Raw genomic sequence first — 19,108 nt, 5'->3', positions numbered from 1 at the left:
AATACACCCTAGGCAAAATTCATTTTATTTTTTACTTAGTGCGGAAAGCCCTTCGGCAATTTTTCGGAGTGCATTGGCGAGATGGTATTCGACGGTCTTAACCGATATATTTAGCAATTCAGCCACTTCTCGGTGTTTAAGTCCCTCCTCCCGGATAAGCTCAAAGACAAGCTTTGATTGCGGGGTAAGTTGATTTGTTAATGTATGGATATATTGCTGCATCTCAGAAAGGAGCAAGAACGTGTCGGTTTGCACCTGATCATCATATGGTTCAAATTCAATATCATCAATATTGATAATAGAGATTTTATTGTTTTTTTCCAGTTCCTTTATACAAAGATTTTTAACACATACCAAGAGATACACTTTAAAGTTGTTTACCGTATACAATTTCTTTCTATTGTTCCAGATCTTGATAAAGGCATCATTTACGATCTCCTCGGCAGTTTCTTCATGACGAATAAATTTTTTAGCAAAACGGTAGACAGCTTCATAATAATAAAAATACAAAGAACGAAAAGCCTTCCTATCTTCATTAAACGTAATCAACATTAATAGCTCACGCGTTTCGAGATCTTGCATAACATCTGTATTTACGAACTTACATTCAAGTTATACCCAATTGGTTCATAGTAAACGTATACCGAACAAGCGCAGAACAAAATACATTTTTTTCTATGAAAGTGTGTAAATTCCAGTCGGCATCACACATAGGTTTATATAGTTCTGTTTATTGGATTATAACCGAATGTATCTATTTTTTTCGAAAAGAGCGTCCTGCCGTGTCATGTACTCCTTAATGATCGTATAACTTTTACTAAAACTCCAAAATAAAATTTCAATTTGCCGGAGAATTTATGTATTTTGTCTTGCCATGTGACGGAGGATGTCGCAACGATGCGAACCAAAATACGGCAACAAACCTTTTTTGTAATTATGATTTACATCATCGTCGCGATCATTATCATGATACTCATTCTGATTATCTCATTCGGAAAGAAACGGGATAATCTTTAAGTCACCGTTTATAAATCTGTGTATTACAGTAATCGTCTGGTCGGTCAACTATCTGATAAACCCAAACGGGAAAGCATATTTCTGTTTATTCATCCTTGATTTATCCCCAAAAAGGATCCGATCTGTCTCCTCTTTTTTCATTTTTTTCCACACCTTTCTTGGTAAACGGGTGTTATAGGTATACACAAAAAAAACAATTAACTATGAAACGCAAAGCAACTGCCGTATGGACAGGCACCATTAAAGAAGGAAATGGACATCTAACCACACAAAGCACCGTTCTGAACGAAACGCAATACTCTTTTAACAGCCGATTTGCAGACGGCATAGGCACAAACCCCGAAGAACTTCTTGCTGCTGCGCATGCAGGATGCTTTACCATGAAATTGAGTGCTGACTTGACCGAAGCCGGCTTTACACCTGAAAAACTAGAAACCCAATCGGTCATCAGTTTGGATAACGGTAAGATCAGTACATCCGAGTTAACTGTGACTGCATCTATTCCGAATATCACCGACGAACAATTCCAACAGATCGCAAAGGGAGCAAAAGAAAACTGTCCGGTTAGTGTTGCCTTTAGTTTCGATATCACGCTACAGGCCACATTACAATCGTAATCCATAAAAAACAATATGTCAACAACAGCTATCCCAGCACACGAAGATCCGCATATTAGTAAAGAGATCCGTGCATTCTTGAAAGAACTAAATAGCGGAAACGATATCCCTTTGGAACAGAAGAGCCCAGCAGACGCCCGACGTGTACTGATGGACGCACAGAATTCCGTGGCTTTCGACTATGCAGATATTGAGGAGGAAGAGCGGGAAATTGTACAAGACGACGAACGGATGACGGTTCATATCGTTCGCCCAAACAATGGAAAAAGGGAAGATCTACCGGTTTTTATGTTTTTCCACGGAGGAGGATGGGTGCTTGGAGATTATCCGACACACAGAAGGCTCGTCCGGGATCTCGTCGTGCAAAGCAAAGCCGTCGCCGTATTTCCAGATTATACCCCATCACCAGAGGCAAAATTTCCAGTTGCCATTAACCAAGCCTACGCTGCGACAAAATGGGTCGCAGAAAACGGCGCTTCGATTGGCGTAGACAGCTCCAGACTCGCCGTAGTAGGTAATAGCGTCGGTGGAAATATGGCTACAGTGGTGGCGCTTATGGCAAAGGATAATAATGGCCCCGCTATACGCTACCAAGTGCTCCTGTGGCCGGTCACAGATGCCGACTTCAGCAGACACTCGTATCATGCATATGGCGAAGAGCGATTCCTCACAACAGCAATGATGCAATGGATGTGGGACAATTACACCACCAATCCGGCGGATCGTCTGCATAAGTATGCGGCACCAATACGCGCCACGTTAGCGGAACTGAAGAATCTTCCACCAGCGCTGATCCAAGTTGCCGAAAACGATATTTTGCATGACGAAGCCATTGCTTATGGGCGCAAACTTGATGAGGCCGGTGTTTCCGTTGCGATAACCGAATATAGCGGATTTATACACGATTACGGTATGCTTAACCCGCTCGCAGCAGTACCGGCGATACAGATTGCCGTTCAACAAGCAGGGGACGCCCTCTATAATGCGTTAAAAAAAAATAAGATATCGTAAAACTATTTCAAGGATAAGTCCGTTATCTCGATAAGGATTCATTATTCATAAATTTAGATTACCCTAATTGGTTTGGTTAGTTTTCCGGAGCGAAATGCTCCGGATTTTTTTGTTAAAAAAATAAATTCAAAACTTTTTGACTTTATAAAATTTACTCCCTACCTTTGGAATATATTATTAACAAGCTACTATTGAAAAAACACGTTTAAACATCTTTTAGGCATAAATTTTTGAATCACAAATTTCACATTAGGTTTACATAAGCATCACAATAGATTACTAATTTAAGGCTATGACACGTATACAAAAGATATTGATTTTCCTATTCGCTTTTAGCGTAGGTATCAGCTTGCAGCTTTACGTTTATATCGTGGGATTAGGCGCATCTGAATTGACAGGGGTAGCCTTTCTTTTTGGTTGCATTTTGACCTATGGCTCCCTTATTTATGGAACGGTCAAAGGTATAGACTGGGTAATCGTATCGTTTCGTAATTGGCGGTTAGCACGCGCATCGGCTAAAACGAAAGCTCTAAAAAATGATCACAGCGACGAACAAATCGCACCCAGTTTTTAACCCCTTCTTACGGACCATCTAACCTACTTTTTCCATCTCCAGCATTGCCCTAGCTTTTTTATACAGGCAAAACCGGCAATTCGACTGCCTGCTTCGGTTGTTCCTCTCCAACAGACTTGCTCCACGTCCATTATCTATTCGATCATGAACGTATTAAAATCATCTATCCCGTCATGTTTACGGCTGAGGAGCGGATACAAGCCTTTTTAGCAGTAAAAATCTTTTTTGGCCTACATACGTCGGAGAATCATCGCCGAAGCTCCTCCTCCCCCGTTACAGATGGCAGCAAGACCGTAATGACCATTCTCTTGTTGTAAAACACTGGTAAGCGTGGTGATTATTCGCGCACCCGAACAGCCGAGTGGATGACCTAGCGACACCGCGCCTCCATACACATTAAGCCGATCCTCGGCGATTTGTAATGTTTGTGCATTCGCCAATGCCACCACAGCAAACGCTTCATTAATTTCAAAGAAATCTATATCCGCCACCGATAGTCCGGCCTTGGCTAACACTTTTTCGGTGGCCCGGGCAGGTGTCGTCGTAAACCACTCTGGGGCTTGCTCTGCATCGGCGTAGGCAACAATCTCGGCTATTGGTTTGAGACCCAAAACATTCATTTTCTCTTCGCTAACCAGCACCAAACAAGCCGCGCCATCACTTAATGTAGAAGCATTGGCCGCCGTAATCGTCCCCTCTGGCTTAAACACGGGTTTCAGCGACGTCATTTTATCGAATTGAACATGTACACATTCTTCGTCCTGCTGGACAATATGCTCTCCTTTTCGCGTGTCTATACGTACCGGATACACCTCCTTATCAAATTTTCCTTTTGCCCAAGCCTGTCGAGCTCGTTCATAGGAAAGCTTCGCATAAGCGTCTTGCGCGTCCCGTCCGATTCCGAACGTCTCGGCACAAAGTTCTCCAAACACGCCCATCGCTTGCTGATTGTACGCATCGCTTAATCCATCGCGCTGCAGCCCGTCCAATAGCGCCTGTGCGCCGTATTTAGCCCCCCAGCGTGCACTGGGAACATAGTACGGAACCTGGCTCATACTTTCCATTCCACCAGCCACAACTATGTCGGCATCCCCCAGTAAGATCGATTGGACACCGAACGATACCGCTTTCATCCCACTAGCACAGACCTTATTGATGGTCGTCGCCGGAACCTGATCGGGCATGCCGGCATATTTACACACTTGCCGCGCAGGCGCCTGTCCCAACCCCGCTTGCAACACACAACCCATAAACAATTCGTCGACCTCCTGTGCGTCTACGCCACCTTGCTGCAAAGCCGCAGTAACCGCGGACGCACCTAATTGTGTCGCTGAAACGGTAGACAAAGCGCCACCGAAACTACCTATAGGGGTACGTTGCGCGGCGACGATAAATACTCTTCTGCCCATAATGAATTCCTCCTGCTAGAAAAACGTGCCTTATTTAAGTTTACCTATCAAATTTAGGTAAAAGATCCTACAGGCGCAATGATTCCTTTTGCAAAAAGAAAGTTTCAACGAACAAATGTTGGAATAATTACAAAAACAGAAACTTTTCATCGAAAAATACAGTAGGAACTGCCTTTCTTTTCGTATATTGCCTTAGTCGCGACCACGAGGCTTCGATATACGGGCGGGCACTAAGACCAAATAAACTGAACAGCAATGCAAGCAACACAACTGACGGCAGAGCATCAAACATTCCGTGAAACCTTACGCGCTTTTGTGCGCAAAGAAATCCTTCCTTACATCGACCAATGGGAAAAAGAAGGGCAAATCGATCGAGCTATTTGGAAAAAAATGGGCGACATGGGCTTTATGGGGCTAACCTTCCCTGAAGCGTATGGCGGTATGAATCTTGATTTTTATTACGCATTGATCTTTTGCGAGGAGCTGTCCTATTGCTATTCGGGCGGCTTTAGTATCTCTGCGCTGGTTATTCAATTTATGTCCGCTCCCTATTTGAGCAAGCACGGCAGCGAAGCGCTCAAGGAGCAGTACCTGCGCGGAGTTATCGCTGGTGATTTGGTGAGCGCCGTTGCAATCACTGAACCTGGAGCTGGCTCCGATGTACAAAAAATCAAAACAACAGCCGTACGCACTGGAGACCACTACGTGGTGAACGGTTCGAAAACATTCATTACCAACGGCGTGTACGGTGACTTTTTCATCACCGCGGTAAAAACCGACCTTCAAGCAGGTAGTAAGGGCATCAGCTTGCTCGTTATAGACCGTAATACGCCCGGCGTTTCTACTACGAAAATCAACAAGATGGGATGGCATGCGTCGGATACCGCTGAACTTTCCTTTGACCAGGTTCTCGTACCCGTCTCTCATTTGATCGGAGAAGAGGGTGCCGGCTTTTCGTACTTAATGGGCGGGCTTCAGCTCGAACGGCTGACAGCCGCTATACACAACATTGCTACGGCCGACGCGGCACTACAATATACACTCGCATATATCGGACAACGCGAAGCTTTTGGCCACAAATTACATGATTTTCAGGTCATCAGACATCGCATTGCGCACGTGGTTGCCGATATCGCAACCAACAAAGCATTCGTCTATCACTGTTGCGATCTGCAGCAGCTAGGTGTATATGCTGTACAGGAGTGCTCCATAGCAAAATTACAGACCAGTGAACTCGCCATCCAAGTGGTGCACCAATGTTTGCAGTTCTTTGGGGGATACGGTTTTACGGAAGATTACAAAATCGCCCGATTATACCGAGATGTTCGAGTCGGTACGATCATCGGTGGTACATCGGAGATTATGTTGGAAATCATTGCAAAAACGGTCATCGATAATATACGCTATGAAGCGAAAAAAGCATAGCCGGCCGGCGACACCGGAGTACTTCTTCGCATATGGGGAACAAACATTCTATCCATGCGTTCTAAAAGAGCGAACAACATCACGAATAAATAATGACAAGAACGGATACGAACACACCTCGTTTTTTTGAGTTAACACATGATGCTATAGGCGTAGTAACCATGGCACCCATGGAAACAGGCTTTTCTTCAGACATGTACGTGGATCGGCTGGAAGAATGGGTTGACCTAGTTACTCGTTCACTTGCGGATCCGGAAACGACGGGGATCATTTATTACGGTTTACCTGACGACATGGCCTATGCATCGCGGTTTCAGTGGTTACCGGATCGCGTTACGCTTTCCAAGCGACTCGCCGATATCCTAGGAAGGGCATACCGCATCAAACAGCAGGCGAAGCCTGTCATCGCGCTGGTACAGGGTTCTTCTCAAGGTTTTGCTTGGTCGACTTGCCTATGGGCCAACTATCGGATCGCGACGGAGACAGCAACTGTAGGCTACCCGGAGCTTAAATTTGGCCTATTTCCACCCTTAGGGGCATTGACTGCTGGCATCCGCTTAGCCGGAATAAAGGCCCTCCCCATCCTACTCAACGGAACACAACTTTCGGCGAAAGCTGCCATGGACCTCGGTTGGATCGATCAAGTGACGGCCAACATCGACACTGCCCTCGCGTTGGCAAAAGAATGGGTAGAAACAAAACGTGTTTTCCAAGGTGCATCGACAAAGGAGATGGACACCATAAGCCCAGAAGAGGTTACAACACTCCGTAAACGGGCAAACCAGCACGTACCGGCCGTACATGCCTTTTTCCAATGGCTCCTTTATGAGCCATCCGCAACGACCGAAAAAGCATTGGCCCTAGAGAACCAGTGGTATAACGATGTGCTTCACGATCCGAAAACGCTACGTATGGTACGAACCTTGCACGAAGGGGTGAAGGCCACACGGATTACGCTGCCGAAAGAGGGTGCGTCCGACTTCCAGCTACAGAAATTAGGCATTATCGGTGCCGGCATGATGGGATCAGGCATTGCTTACGAAGCTGCCCGTGCAGGCATATCCGTGCTGCTAAAAGATGTGACGCCTGAACAGGCTGCACGCGGGAAGGAGTATGCAGCGAAAATTACCGAACGATTGGTGCAACAACAGCAGATGGATGGGAGAACACGGGAAAAACTGCTCGATTGCATACTGCCAACAACCGAAGCCCAACAGCTCTCTGAAGCAGACTTGATCATTGAAGCCGTGTATGAAGATTCCACGCTAAAAGCTGAGGTGACGACGGAGGCATTTCCGTACTTAAAAGAAAATGGCTTTTTTGCTTCCAACACCACCTCACTGCCGATCACCACACTAGCCGCGGTACTGCCACATCCCGAACGCTTTATAGGCATGCATTTTTTCTCACCTGTCGACCGGATGCCACTCGTAGAGATTATCCGCGGTGCGAAAACCAGTCCGGAAACATTATACAAAGCGTTGCACGTTGCTCAACAGCTAGATAAGATACCTATCGTTGTACATGATGGGCCAGCGTTCTTCACCTCGCGTATTTTCTTCAACTATTTATTAGAGGCAATCACGATGCTATTAGAAGGAGTCCCCGCAAGCGCCATCGAACAGGAAGCACGCCGTGTAGGCTTCGCCGTAGGCCCGTTGGCTGTACTTGACGAGATTTCGCTGTCCCTTATGCTCCATGTGTACGATCAACTTCCGACATTACATTCGAGTCAACAACGAGCGTATACGCACCTACAGGAGATGGTCCGGGCCGGTCGCGGAGGTCGGAAAATAGGCCGAGGCTTTTATACCTACAACGAAGGTGCCGCAGCAAAAGCCTTATGGATAGATCCTAGCCTACCCGTACCGACGGAACAGATCTCGGCTGAAACCATTGGCACAAGACTATTACACGTTATGGCACTCGACAGTTACCGATGCCTCGAAGAAGGTGTTTTGATACGGCCAATTGATGGTGATATCGGCTCCATACTCGGTGTGGGATATGCCGCGCAAACCGGTGGCGTATTTGGACACATCGATGACGTCGGCATTTCACAATTTGTACGGGAATGTATCGAATTTGAACCGCTTGGCGAGCAATGGCTTGTGCCTGCATCGCTTATTGAACTTGCTCGAAATGACTTTACGTTCTATACAGGTTTCCAAAGCAATTGGCGTTCCCCGAATGGGATATAATGCCCCACTCCTGTCCTGTTTTCTGTAAAGCATAGTGTGATCAGGCACCCCCCCAAAGATGGAATATGTCGCAGAATCTCGGATAGGGAGATAGGCTGCGACATACCTTATATGGGTTACGACCCCACAGCAGATCCACCAAAAGCAGCAACTATTTCGCCATCAAATCGACTAAATCGATTACGTCCAATTGCTTGAATTTATCGTAGTCTAATGTTGTTTCGAGAATCTGTTGTTGTTGTTTTCCCGCGAAAAGACGCCCTACGTTACGTCGGTATTTTTCGATCAGCAATGGAACGCCCTCCTGTCGGCGCCGAGGATGACCAATCGGATATTCGACAAGAACTTCGGGTAATATGCTACCATCAGCAAGCTCAACAGTTAGCGCATTCGCAATCGATCGTTTGGATGGATCGTGGTAATCCTTTGTAAATTGTGGATCCTCGACACAACTCATTTTCTCGCGTAACCAGTCAATGCGGATGTCTACCGCCACAGCATCCTCATAATCTTCGGCTGTCAAGCGGCCAAACAACAGGGGAACCGCCACCATATATTGAATGCAATGGTCACGGTCTGCAGGGTTATGAAGCGGCCCCTTCTTGTCAATGATTCGGATAGCCGCTTCGTGCGTTCGGATCGTAATACGTACCACGTCGGCAGCAGTCTTACCGCGGCTTAACAATTCCGCATGTAGGATCATAGCGGCTTCTGCAGCTGTTTGGGCATGAAATTCTGCAGGAAACGAAATCTTAAACAAGATATTTTCCATTACATAGGATCCGTAGGGACGCTGAAAGCTAAACGACTGACCTTTAAATAAGACATCGTAAAACCCCCACCCCGGCGCCGTCAATACCGACGGATAGCCCATTTCTCCGGTTTGGGCAATCAAAGCAAGCCGTACAGCCCGCGACGTTGCATCGCCCGCCGCCCACGATTTACGACTGCCTGTATTAGGTGCGTGTCGATACGTACGCAGGGCCTGCCCATCCACAAACGCCAAAGAGATTGCATTGATCAATTCGCTGCGACTCAATCCGAGCAATTTGCCAACCACAGCGGTCGAGGCTACTTTCACCAAAATAACATGGTCTAGGCCGACCTTATTAAACGAATTCTCCAAGGCTAATATGCCTTGAATCTCGTGCGCCATAATCATAGCTTCCAATACCGCCGACGCTTTCAACGACCTGCCACCTTTTGCAACCTGCATTCGGCTGAGCCAATCTGCCGTAGCCAAAATCCCACCTAAATTGTCCGATGGATGCCCCCATTCTGCGGCAAGCCAGGTATCATTAAAATCTAACCACCTAACAATCGTACCGATGTTGAATGCAGCTTGTATCGGGTCCAGTTGGTATGGTGTTCCGGGAACTTTTGCTCCTGCCGGTACTACTGTGCCCGGTACAACCGGGCCCAACAATTTTGTGCAAGCTGGATACGTCAAGGCCTCAAAGCCACATCCCAAGGTATCTAAAAAACAATAATACGCTGTTTTCCAAGCTTCTTCGCTATCAATTCTGTACTGCAATACGTAATCGGCTATATCCGTCAACACCTCATCTGGCTGAGGACGTTCATTTAATACTGTTGCTGTCATTCTATTTTTTTCTTGAAATATCTGTATTCACTGGACAACATGAACATTTATGTTTGTTGATTTATCCCCAAGAACCGTGAACGTGTTCAATCCAATCGGCCTGGTAGATCCTTTGCTTCTTGTGTCGTCCTATAATCTAGCGTTCAGCGATCGGCACAAACGGTCTGTTTTCCGGTCCGATGTAGTTGGCACTTGGACGAATAATCTTTCCGTCTTGTCGCTGTTCAAAAACATGAGCCGACCACCCCGTTATCCGGGAGATCACGAACAACGGTGTAAACATCTCGGTCGGTATCCCCATCAGGTGGTATGCCACTGCCGAGTACCAATCGAGGTTGGGGAACATGTTCTTTTCGTCCCATAGCACCTGCTCCAAACGCTCTGCGATACGGTAAAGGGTCATATCACCAGCCTCTTCCGACAATTCTCTCGCAATTCCCTTTATCACCTCGTTACGAGGATCTGAAATCGTGTATACCGGATGCCCAAAACCGATGACAACCTCTTTATTTGCCAGCCGACGCCGGATATCAGCTTCCGCCTCATCTGGATCCGCATAACGACTTTGAATTTCGTATGCCACTTCATTGGCTCCCCCGTGTTTTGGCCCGCGCAATGCGCCGATAGCACCGGTTATACAGGAGTACATATCCGAACCCGTCCCCGCGATTACGCGTGCGGTAAACGTAGAGGCATTGAATTCATGTTCTGCATACAGATTCAAGGACACCTGCATAGCCCTTACCCAAGAGGCGGGCGGCGGCGTGCCGTGCAGCAGGTGAAGAAAGTGTCCGCCCACGGTGGCATCGTTGGTCTCTACCGCGATCTCCCGCCCATTCTGACTAAAATGATACCAGTATAATAAGGCCGACGCCATGGACGCCATCAACCGATTAGCAACATCACGCGCTCCGGCAAGCGGATGACTTTCCTTTTCGGGCTGAATGCTACCAAAGACCGATACATAGGTACGGAGCACGTCCATCGCATGCGTGGTCGCGGGCAGCTGTTTTAACACGTTCTGAATGGCAATTGGTAAGCCGCGTTGACTAAGAAGCTGTACCTGATAACTTTGTAGCTGCGGGCGCGTTGGCAGATTTCCATAAATCAGCAAATACGCCACCTCCTCAAAAGTCGCCTGTCCCGCTAAATCTACTATATCGTAACCCCGATAATGCAGGTCATTCCCGCTCTTGCCCACAGTACTCAGTGCGGTATTACCTGCGGGAACGCCCGAGAGGGCCACACTTTTTTTGGGTCTGAAGCCTGTTTCATTGGTCTCTTTCATCGTCATTCGTTTTAAATAATTGATCCAATCGATTTTCATAGGCATAATAGCCTATACTTTGATACAACTCTTCCCGGGTTTGCATCGTATCGACGACAGCGGCTTGGCCTCCATCCTCTCGAATATGTTGATAAACACGCTGTGCAGCCTTATTGGCCGCACGAAATGCAGACAAAGGATACAAGATGATGGATACTCCCGCTGTCAGAAGCTCATTTTTTGTAAATAATGGTGTCTGTCCGAATTCGGTAATGTTGGCTAAGATCGGTAGGTCTGTCACTTCTTTAAACCGACGGTAGGTTTCCAAGTCGCGAACCGCTTCGGCAAAAATAAAGTCCGCTCCCGCCTCTTTATAAGCTACAGCACGGGCGAGCGCACGATCGAGTCCTTCTGTCGCGAGTGCATCAGTACGGGCTCCGATCACGAAGTGCCTGTCGGTCCGGGCATCGACCGCCGCCTTGACCCGATCGACCATTTCGGCTGTAGACACCAACTCTTTGCCTGGCCGATGCCCACATCGCTTCGCTCCAACCTGATCTTCCATATGCACCGCCCCGGCTCCTGCTTTGATCAGAGCCCGGATGGTACGTGCGACATTAAATGCGGAAGGCCCAAAGCCCGTATCAATATCCACGAGCAAGGGCAAAGGGCACACATTTGTGATGCGATCCACGTCGATCAAGACATCGTGTAAACTGCTAATACCTAAATCTGGAATGCCGAGAGACCCTGCCGCGACCCCTCCACCGGAGAGATAAATCGCTTGGAATCCAGCCTGCTGAGCCAGTAACGCGTGATTGGCGTTTGTCGCGCCGACAACTTGCAGAGGTGCTTCTCTGTTGACGGCTTCTCTAAAAAGAAGTCCTGGTGAGTCGATCATATTTATAATTGGAAAATGAATCCTGTGTTCGTCTATATAGTCGTTCGCACGTAAAGGCTTCTGCGGGCATAGCTCTACGCTCGAGTGCGCACCGACATCCTAAGATACGAATAAAACCTGCACAAACAAAAACGCCGTACGTTATTCATCTTTACGAATAAGGTTTGGCAGAAATCCCTATTTTCTATATGTTATTCAGTCGCCTATCAAATAGCCATAAGGCTTCAACGGCTCGACATGATCGAAGGCGACTTTACAGATACCCAATATGGGAATAAACAGCACCATGCCTGCTACCCCCCAAAGCATCCCCCCTAACAGCAACGCCATAATAGTGAACAACGGCCCCAATCTCACCTTTCCGCCCGTGATCTTGGGTGTCAGGACATAGCTATCCAGTTGTTGTATACCAGCAAAAAACACGGCAACGACCAATGGGAGCGTCAACGTATCGCCGGTGATTAGCGTATACAGAACGACGATAGCGCCGCCGGCAACAGACCCAATGTACGGGATAATATTGATCAGCGCCGCCAATATGGCAAAAAACAAGGCGTTTTCGACACCAATGATGGTCAACCCGATAAAGTAAAGCACGGATAGAATCAATACCACCAGAAAGATACCTCCCACGTAGCGGCTAGCAACGAGCGTTATTTTTTCTACAATAACCTTCGTTTGTTCTACTTCAGGCTCGCCCGCGTAGCGGCTCACAACGTCTAGAATAAACCGTTTCATACGGCCTCTGTAAATTAACATTAAAATGGTATATACGGTAACCACCAAGAGGTTACCCAGCGTACCGACAAAGGAGAATACCAAATCACCAAATAGTTTACCAGCAGTATTTGCCCAATTCGTTATCTGTCCGTGAAGGTATTCCTTCTGCTGTCCTTTGGATACCTGAAATTGTTCAGAAACAAATGCGTGTGCCTGATCTAACATGCCGCGCAATCGTTCTGCAATAACATGGATATCCCTGCCTAAGCCAATTAATTCGTTGACCAAAACGTAGAGCACCCCCACAATAAGCAGTAACATGCATAAAACTACACTACATGCTGCCCAGCCTCTTTTCCAGCCCCATGTTTCCAACCTACGACATACCGGAACGAGCAACATCGCCAATAAAGCGCTTGTAACAACCGGAATCAGGAATACCCGTCCGTAATAGAGTAATACAAATAGCAGAACGAAAAAAAGCAGAACGTTATTTATATTTTTTAGTGCAACGAAATTCAAGCTTCCCTTTTTCATGCGAGCAAACCGTCTATTGCAGCAGCTAAAGAGCGATCCTTCTCGGTCACGACATTTCCCGCATCGTGCGTACTCAACCAGATCTCGACCCGTTGGTAGGTATTGGACCACGTCGGGTGGTGCTGGTGCTGCTCTGCCAACAGCGCGACCCGCGTCATAAAACTAAACGCTTCGGAAAAATCCTTGAATGTAAAGCGGCGATACAACTGACCAGATACTTCTTCCCACATGGTTTATTTCCTCCTTTGTTTCATAAAAAACAAACAGAAGTAGAGATTTGTTTCGCCTTTTATCAAGAAGTCATCCTGTTTAGTATAGGTTTTGCTTAGTTGACGATTGCCCTTTTTATTCACCCGACCGACCCTGCGCAGTTATGTGAACAGCATTGGATGTGAAAGAGTCGCTGGATTTGACGACTGTGGGCGTAAAGCTGTCAAGATGATGAACGGTTTGACAGCACGGACGTATCATCATCTGTTTTACGATTTTCACAAATTTTAGGATATATCCCATTATTAATATTAACTTAATATCACAATTATAAATTTGAGGCATTTTGGTAATGCAAGCCTGGACCCGGTGATATGAATGATTTAAGCGACAGAGAACTATTAGTAGAAATTCAACAAGATAATCGATTAGCCTTTCGCGAATTAGTCGATCGCTATGCAGACCTTCTCTTCAATTTCGTGAACAGCCGCATACAGAACACCGCGGATGCGGAAGATATCTTGCAGGATATTTTTGCATCGTTCTGGTCACGTCGCAACCGGATTACCGTGGATGACACCCTCTACCCCTACCTTTTTAAAGCGGCGCGTTATGAAACAATTGACTGGATCGCCAAACACAATAAACACTTATCGAGCTTAGCATCGCTTTTGGAGACCGGCGCATGGAGCAACGCTTTAAATTCTTGTGAAGAAGAGTTTCTTGCCAAAGAGCTGGCGCAATTGATCGAGAAAGAAGTGGACGCCATGCCAACAACCATGAAATCTGTTTTTCGCATGAGCAGAAATAGCACCATGAGTATCAAAGACATAGCGGTGGAACTTGCGTTATCTGAACAGACGGTAAAAAACAACATTACCCTCGCCCTGAACAAGCTGAAAGTACGCTTTAAATAGCTATCCTTCTAAAATAATATAAATTTCTTCGGTACTTGTCCTAACATTTGCAGGTTATATAAGTAATGAAGGACATCGGAAGCTACGAACGAGCAAAATCTTTGTTAAAAAAATACCTTTCTGGCGACTGTACAGCAGAGGAGGAACGTATCGTTTTGTATTGGTTTTATGAGTTAAAAAAAACGGGCAGTGATACCGTGCGTCCGAAAGGAGAAGTACCACTGTCACAACGATTGAATGAGCAGTTAGATGCACGACTTTTCCCAGAAAAAAAGAAAAAGGAAATACCTCTCCTTTGGCTACGCGTAACGGCTGCTGTGGCCTGCTGTTTATGTGTGTTTGGAGCCACCTTCTGGCTGAAAAAGCACGACGGGTTACAGACGTTCGATATGCTCGCGGCGGAGACTACTATTGCGTCTGGCCCTTCTGCGAATGACATCCTGCCGGGAACAAACTTTGCTACGCTCTCCTATTCCGACGGAAAAAGAGAAACATTGCGCGACTCCTCTTTTCTGCGCACATCGACGAAACAACACGGAGGAACGCAAACCGCTCATCTTGAAGTGCCGGCCGCAGGCACTTATAAGGTCGAGTTGGAAGATGGTACACGCGTTTGGTTAAATGCTGCCTCGAAGCTTCGGTATCCCACCCATTTTTCAACAGACGAGCGAAGAGTCTCGCTGGAAGGTGAGGCTTATTTCGAGGTTGCAAAAGACAGAGATCGTCCATTCCGTATCGACGTGAAAGACTCACAAATTGAAGTCCTTGGCACTTCGTTTAACGTAAACGCATATACGGAAGCCGTGGCCACCTCTCTTTTGGAGGGATCGGTCAAAATTCGGCAGCGCCATCAAGAAATGATTTTAAAACCCGGCGAACAAGCTGTGGTACACCAACAACAAATTAAAATTGAAAAAGTAGATCCCACCCATGCAACCGCTTGGCAGCAAGGCGACTTTTACTTTGACAGCCACAATTTACGGGAAATCTTGATGCAAATTAGCCGTTGGTATAACGTCGTATTTAAAGGGGATATCCCTTCGCAAGCAACTACCGTATATAGCGGACGCATTAACAGAAATCAAAAGCTGTCTAATGTCCTGGAAATTTTACAACTAACCACCGGAAAGTCGTTTCGCATTGAAGGAAGACACGTTATTATTCACTAACAACCGATAAGCAACTAATCTATACTAGCCTATGGAAAATTAAAGACAAAACAGATCGAAGTCAACCTAAAAAAGGGGATGTTGGTAGCATCCCCTACAGAGTTCGGTTCAACATTTTTTTAGACGTTAATTAAGAATACATCAAACCTTAAAACTCATTCAAAGTTATGATTTTTTTTCCGCCGTTTTCAGGATGGGAGAAACATAGTCGTATATGTTCTTCTCCCTTCTTCAAAATCTTGTGTATTATGAAATTCACAATCCTACTCGTGTTCGCGTTCAGTGTTGCTGCATATGCCTCAGGGAATGCGCAAACTGTTAATCTCCGCTTAAAAAACGCCAAAGTACAGCACGTACTTGAGGAGATCACCAAGCAGACGAACGTACGGTTCTTTTATGACGAAACCATTCTGAACAGCCTCCGTCCTATCTCCGTGAATGTATATCATGAATCGGTTTCCGACGTGCTAACCAAAGCATTTAAAGGACAGAATTTAACCTTCCGTAACGTAAACGGAACTGTGGTAATTTCGGAGAAGAAACAGACTGATATCGAAGTCACGGGCACAGTTCGTGATTCCCTAAATGCGCTGGCCGGGGTCACGGTATTTGTGGAAGGCGCATCAACGATCTCGACAAGGACCGATGAGTATGGACATTATAGATTACGTGTTCCTCGTCAATCGGTACTCGTTTTTCGATACATGGGGTATACCGAGCAACGCATTCCCGTTGCTGAAAATCGGCAGATTCAGGTCACATTAATCGCCGAACAGTCGCGTCTAGACGAAGTGGTTGTCGTTGGATACGGTACACAGAAAGCCGCAACGGTTACTGGGTCGATCGTTGATGTAAAAGGCGATGTATTGGCTAAAGCTCCAGTCACTAACTTTTCCAATACGCTAGCGGGCCGTTTACCAGGACTGGTCGCTGTCTCCCGGTCGGGCGAGCCGGGCAGTGATGGTGCGACTTTGCGCATTCGAGGGAACAACACCTTAGGTGACAACTCCCCGCTCATTGTTGTCGATGGTATCGCAAACCGCTCGTTGGAACGAATCAATCCGAAGGACGTGGAAAGCGTTACTGTATTAAAAGATGCGTCTGCCGCTATTTATGGATCTCAAGCAGCAAACGGCGTGATCCTGGTCACTACTAAAAAAGGTAAGACAGGTAAACCTCAGATTTCGATTTCGCACAATCAGGGTTTTGCCAAACCAACCGTGATCCCAGACGTGACGGACGCCGCCACCTATGTACAGATGCTTAACGAAATCAGCCAATATGCTGGTCAGCAGCCTAAATATACCGCAGAAGATATTGAACTTTTTCGCAATGGTACGGATCCATGGGGGCATCCAAACACAGACTGGTACCGAGCAACGTTCGAGCCTGTTGCCAACCAGCATCAGACCAATCTAACGATATCGGGAGGACAGGAATATATTTCGTACCACTTGTCTGCAGCATATGATAAGCAGGACGCCATTTACAAAAATAGTGCGACCACCTTCAATCAGTATAATTTCCGCGCCAACTTAAATGGGAAGCTGAATACGTATATCAAATATGGCGTAAATGCAGCACTACGGGAAGTAAACCGGAATTATCCGACACGGTCTGCGTCGGATATCTTCACGATGCTACGGCGGGGTAAGCCGAATATGCATGCATATTGGCCAACCGGTGAAAACGGCCCGGATATAGAATACGGCAACAATCCCGTAGTCGTTACAACGAACCAAACGGGATACGACCGTAATAAGTCCACTGTTTTAGAGTCGCGTGCAAATATTGAAATCAGCAACCCATGGATCGAGGGGCTTTCTTTGTCCGGCAACGTTGCTTTCGACAGAACGATTCACAACAATAAACTTTGGCAGACGCCGTGGTATCTTTACAATTGGGATGGAAAATCCGTTGACGATAGCGGTACGCCCATTTTGGTTAAAGGTCAAAAAGGATACACAGACTCCCAACTGACACAGGATTTTCAAAACATTGATCTGCTGACCCTCAATGCCTTATTAAATTACGAGAAGACATTTGGTCTTCAGCATCATTTTAAGGGTCTTTTGGGAGCCGAAAAGATTAAAGGGAACACCATGTCGTTTGAAGCTTTCCGCAAATTTTTTGTATCCACAGCCCTAGAAGAGCTATTTGCCGGTGGCGATGCCGAAAAGAACAACAGTGGATCGTCTTCCATGACCGGAAAGCTGAATTACTTCGGACGCTTTAATTACGACTATTCGAACAAGTATCTACTTGAGTTTGTCTGGCGGTACGACGGTTCGTACAAGTTTCCGAAAAGCGGGCGGTTCGGCTTCTTTCCTGGCGTGTCTCTTGGTTGGCGTATATCCGACGAGGTATTCTGGAAGAATATCACACCGGTGGTCAATGACTTAAAATTTAGAGCATCTTGGGGGCAAACCGGAAATGACCGCATCGACGACTATCAATATTTAGCAAGCTACGGATTTGCAACAGGGGCATCTAATATCTACGTATTCAATGGAGACAACGAACAAAAGATCTTGGCAGAATCCCGTATTCCCAATCCGAATGTGACCTGGGAGATTGCCAACCAATCCAACGTAGGCCTTGACGCACAGTTCCTGGGAAATAAGCTTTCGTTAACAGCCGAATATTATTACAACTTACGCAGTAATATTTTGTGGCACCGAAATGCATCGGTTCCAACATCGACCGGTTTGACGCTTCCACGTGAAAATATTGGCGAAGTGGAAAACAAAGGCATCGAGCTGCAAGTCGGCTATCGGAATGCTATTCGGGAGTTTAATTACAGCGTATCTGCTAACGTAGCCACCAACAAAAACAAGATCCGCTTCTGGGACGAGACGCCCGGTATTCCTGTTTATCAGCAGTCGACCGGACGTCCAATGAACGCCGATTTATACTATCGGGCGATTGGTGTTTTTAGGGACCAAGCTGCCGTCGATGCTTATCCGCATTGGGCGGGGGCACGCCCCGGGGACATTATGTTTGAAGATGTCAACCAAGATGGTAAAATCGACGGGTTAGATCGCGTGCGATTGGATAAGACAGATTTGCCAACTTTGACGGGCGGATTCAATGTGGACCTCTCCTACAAAGGTTTTTATTCGAGTATCTTTTTTCAGTGGGCCACCGGCGCGCAACGCAATAATTATTATGAAATGCAAGGAGAAGTGGGGAACTATTTACAACAAGACGTAGACGGCCGTTGGACGGAAGAAAACATCGATGCCGTAAAACCCCGAATATGGAATCGATACAGCGAATATTGGCGATCGAATGCCAACACGTACTGGTTGCAGGCTTCCGATTATATCCGCCTGAAGAATTTCGAGTTTGGTTATTCGATTCCACAAGGCTGGTGCGAAAAGATGCGGATACAATCGTTGCAGTTGTATTTCACGGGACAAAATCTGCTAACGTTTACGAAGGTAAAAGATTTTGATCCGGAAACAACCTCTGCCACGGCGTATCCATTAAACAAAGTGTATAATATTGGCGTATCCTTAACATTCTAA

At 46.5% G+C, this 19,108-nt stretch carries 15 protein-coding genes; 8 read left to right on the top strand and 7 right to left on the bottom strand.

Features of this window, described 5'->3' with window-relative positions; all coding sequences use genetic code 11:
• Positions 1 to 24: 24 nt before the first annotated feature.
• Complete coding sequence (locus ACFSR5_RS01945; RefSeq protein WP_380900153.1) at positions 25 to 582, bottom strand: RNA polymerase sigma-70 factor; 558 nt, start codon at positions 580 to 582, stop codon at positions 25 to 27.
• Positions 583 to 1,220: 638 nt separating this feature from the next.
• Here ACFSR5_RS01945 and ACFSR5_RS01940 point away from each other — a divergent pair.
• The 3 genes from ACFSR5_RS01940 to ACFSR5_RS01930 all read left to right on the top strand — a co-directional run bounded on the left by ACFSR5_RS01940 (position 1,221) and on the right by ACFSR5_RS01930 (position 3,219).
• Positions 1,221 to 1,634, top strand: a complete 414-nt coding sequence (locus ACFSR5_RS01940; protein ID WP_380900151.1) for an OsmC family protein — start codon at positions 1,221 to 1,223, stop codon at positions 1,632 to 1,634.
• A gap of 15 nt (positions 1,635 to 1,649) precedes the next feature.
• Positions 1,650 to 2,645 (top strand): alpha/beta hydrolase, encoded by a 996-nt coding sequence (locus ACFSR5_RS01935; protein ID WP_380900149.1) that lies wholly within the window; start codon positions 1,650 to 1,652, stop codon positions 2,643 to 2,645.
• Positions 2,646 to 2,937: 292 nt separating this feature from the next.
• Entirely contained in the window at positions 2,938 to 3,219 is a 282-nt protein-coding gene (locus ACFSR5_RS01930) for a hypothetical protein (RefSeq protein WP_380900147.1), read from the top strand.
• A 230-nt stretch (positions 3,220 to 3,449) separates the two neighbouring features.
• On the opposite strand, the gene ACFSR5_RS01925 is transcribed toward ACFSR5_RS01930, so the two are convergent.
• Positions 3,450 to 4,628, bottom strand: a complete 1,179-nt coding sequence (locus ACFSR5_RS01925) for a thiolase family protein (protein ID WP_380900145.1) — start codon at positions 4,626 to 4,628, stop codon at positions 3,450 to 3,452.
• A 255-nt stretch (positions 4,629 to 4,883) separates the two neighbouring features.
• Here ACFSR5_RS01925 and ACFSR5_RS01920 point away from each other — a divergent pair, with 255 nt between their 5' ends.
• Both ACFSR5_RS01920 and ACFSR5_RS01915 read left to right on the top strand, forming a co-directional pair.
• Complete coding sequence (locus tag ACFSR5_RS01920; protein ID WP_380900143.1) at positions 4,884 to 6,053, top strand: acyl-CoA dehydrogenase family protein; 1,170 nt, start codon at positions 4,884 to 4,886, stop codon at positions 6,051 to 6,053.
• Positions 6,054 to 6,145: 92 nt separating this feature from the next.
• Entirely contained in the window at positions 6,146 to 8,254 is a 2,109-nt protein-coding gene (locus tag ACFSR5_RS01915) for a 3-hydroxyacyl-CoA dehydrogenase NAD-binding domain-containing protein (protein WP_380900141.1), read from the top strand.
• Between the two features lie 151 nt (positions 8,255 to 8,405).
• Here ACFSR5_RS01915 and ACFSR5_RS01910 read toward each other — a convergent pair whose 3' ends face one another.
• The 5 genes from ACFSR5_RS01910 to ACFSR5_RS01890 all read right to left on the bottom strand — a co-directional run bounded on the left by ACFSR5_RS01910 (position 8,406) and on the right by ACFSR5_RS01890 (position 13,512).
• Positions 8,406 to 9,857 carry a bifunctional 2-methylcitrate dehydratase/aconitate hydratase gene (locus ACFSR5_RS01910; RefSeq protein ID WP_380900139.1) on the bottom strand — a complete coding sequence of 484 codons (1,452 nt, stop codon included), beginning with the start codon at positions 9,855 to 9,857 and terminating at the stop codon, positions 8,406 to 8,408.
• A gap of 136 nt (positions 9,858 to 9,993) precedes the next feature.
• The gene (gene prpC, locus ACFSR5_RS01905; RefSeq protein ID WP_380900137.1) at positions 9,994 to 11,145 is read right to left on the bottom strand and encodes a bifunctional 2-methylcitrate synthase/citrate synthase; all 1,152 of its coding nucleotides are present in this window, start codon (positions 11,143 to 11,145) and stop codon (positions 9,994 to 9,996) included.
• Positions 11,129 to 12,025, bottom strand: a complete 897-nt coding sequence (prpB, locus tag ACFSR5_RS01900; protein ID WP_380900135.1) for a methylisocitrate lyase — start codon at positions 12,023 to 12,025, stop codon at positions 11,129 to 11,131. Before prpB ends, prpC begins: the two co-directional genes overlap by 17 nt.
• A gap of 195 nt (positions 12,026 to 12,220) precedes the next feature.
• On the bottom strand, positions 12,221 to 13,282 hold the full coding sequence (locus tag ACFSR5_RS01895) for an AI-2E family transporter (RefSeq protein WP_380900133.1): 1,062 nt from the start codon (positions 13,280 to 13,282) through the stop codon (positions 12,221 to 12,223).
• On the bottom strand, positions 13,279 to 13,512 hold the full coding sequence (locus ACFSR5_RS01890; protein WP_380900131.1) for a 4a-hydroxytetrahydrobiopterin dehydratase: 234 nt from the start codon (positions 13,510 to 13,512) through the stop codon (positions 13,279 to 13,281). Before ACFSR5_RS01890 ends, ACFSR5_RS01895 begins: the two co-directional genes overlap by 4 nt.
• 354 nt (positions 13,513 to 13,866) lie before the next feature.
• Between ACFSR5_RS01890 and ACFSR5_RS01885 the strand changes: the two genes are divergently transcribed.
• The 3 genes from ACFSR5_RS01885 (at position 13,867) to ACFSR5_RS01875 (ending at position 19,108) form a co-directional block, all read left to right on the top strand.
• Positions 13,867 to 14,409, top strand: a complete 543-nt coding sequence (locus ACFSR5_RS01885) for an RNA polymerase sigma factor (RefSeq protein WP_380900129.1) — start codon at positions 13,867 to 13,869, stop codon at positions 14,407 to 14,409.
• Positions 14,410 to 14,474: 65 nt separating this feature from the next.
• Entirely contained in the window at positions 14,475 to 15,578 is a 1,104-nt protein-coding gene (locus tag ACFSR5_RS01880) for a FecR family protein (RefSeq protein ID WP_380900127.1), read from the top strand.
• 248 nt (positions 15,579 to 15,826) lie between these two features.
• Positions 15,827 to 19,108 carry a TonB-dependent receptor gene (locus tag ACFSR5_RS01875; RefSeq protein WP_380900125.1) on the top strand — a complete coding sequence of 1,094 codons (3,282 nt, stop codon included), beginning with the start codon at positions 15,827 to 15,829 and terminating at the stop codon, positions 19,106 to 19,108.

The organism is Sphingobacterium suaedae (assembly GCF_042684625.1).
Classification (GTDB): domain Bacteria; phylum Bacteroidota; class Bacteroidia; order Sphingobacteriales; family Sphingobacteriaceae; genus Sphingobacterium; species Sphingobacterium suaedae.
Note: the sequence above shows the minus strand (reverse complement) of the source record. Positions and strands in the feature narration are given on the sequence as shown.

Coding starts and splice junctions, on each gene's coding strand:
- ACFSR5_RS01945 (WP_380900153.1), bottom strand. CDS start 582: ATGCAAGATCTCGAAACGCGTGAGCTATTAATGTTGATTACGTTTAAT.
- ACFSR5_RS01940 (WP_380900151.1), top strand. CDS start 1,221: ATGAAACGCAAAGCAACTGCCGTATGGACAGGCACCATTAAAGAAGGA.
- ACFSR5_RS01935 (WP_380900149.1), top strand. CDS start 1,650: ATGTCAACAACAGCTATCCCAGCACACGAAGATCCGCATATTAGTAAA.
- ACFSR5_RS01930 (WP_380900147.1), top strand. CDS start 2,938: ATGACACGTATACAAAAGATATTGATTTTCCTATTCGCTTTTAGCGTA.
- ACFSR5_RS01925 (WP_380900145.1), bottom strand. CDS start 4,628: ATGGGCAGAAGAGTATTTATCGTCGCCGCGCAACGTACCCCTATAGGT.
- ACFSR5_RS01920 (WP_380900143.1), top strand. CDS start 4,884: ATGCAAGCAACACAACTGACGGCAGAGCATCAAACATTCCGTGAAACC.
- ACFSR5_RS01915 (WP_380900141.1), top strand. CDS start 6,146: ATGACAAGAACGGATACGAACACACCTCGTTTTTTTGAGTTAACACAT.
- ACFSR5_RS01910 (WP_380900139.1), bottom strand. CDS start 9,857: ATGACAGCAACAGTATTAAATGAACGTCCTCAGCCAGATGAGGTGTTG.
- prpC (WP_380900137.1), bottom strand. CDS start 11,145: ATGAAAGAGACCAATGAAACAGGCTTCAGACCCAAAAAAAGTGTGGCC.
- prpB (WP_380900135.1), bottom strand. CDS start 12,025: ATGATCGACTCACCAGGACTTCTTTTTAGAGAAGCCGTCAACAGAGAA.
- ACFSR5_RS01895 (WP_380900133.1), bottom strand. CDS start 13,282: ATGAAAAAGGGAAGCTTGAATTTCGTTGCACTAAAAAATATAAATAAC.
- ACFSR5_RS01890 (WP_380900131.1), bottom strand. CDS start 13,512: ATGTGGGAAGAAGTATCTGGTCAGTTGTATCGCCGCTTTACATTCAAG.
- ACFSR5_RS01885 (WP_380900129.1), top strand. CDS start 13,867: ATGAATGATTTAAGCGACAGAGAACTATTAGTAGAAATTCAACAAGAT.
- ACFSR5_RS01880 (WP_380900127.1), top strand. CDS start 14,475: ATGAAGGACATCGGAAGCTACGAACGAGCAAAATCTTTGTTAAAAAAA.
- ACFSR5_RS01875 (WP_380900125.1), top strand. CDS start 15,827: ATGAAATTCACAATCCTACTCGTGTTCGCGTTCAGTGTTGCTGCATAT.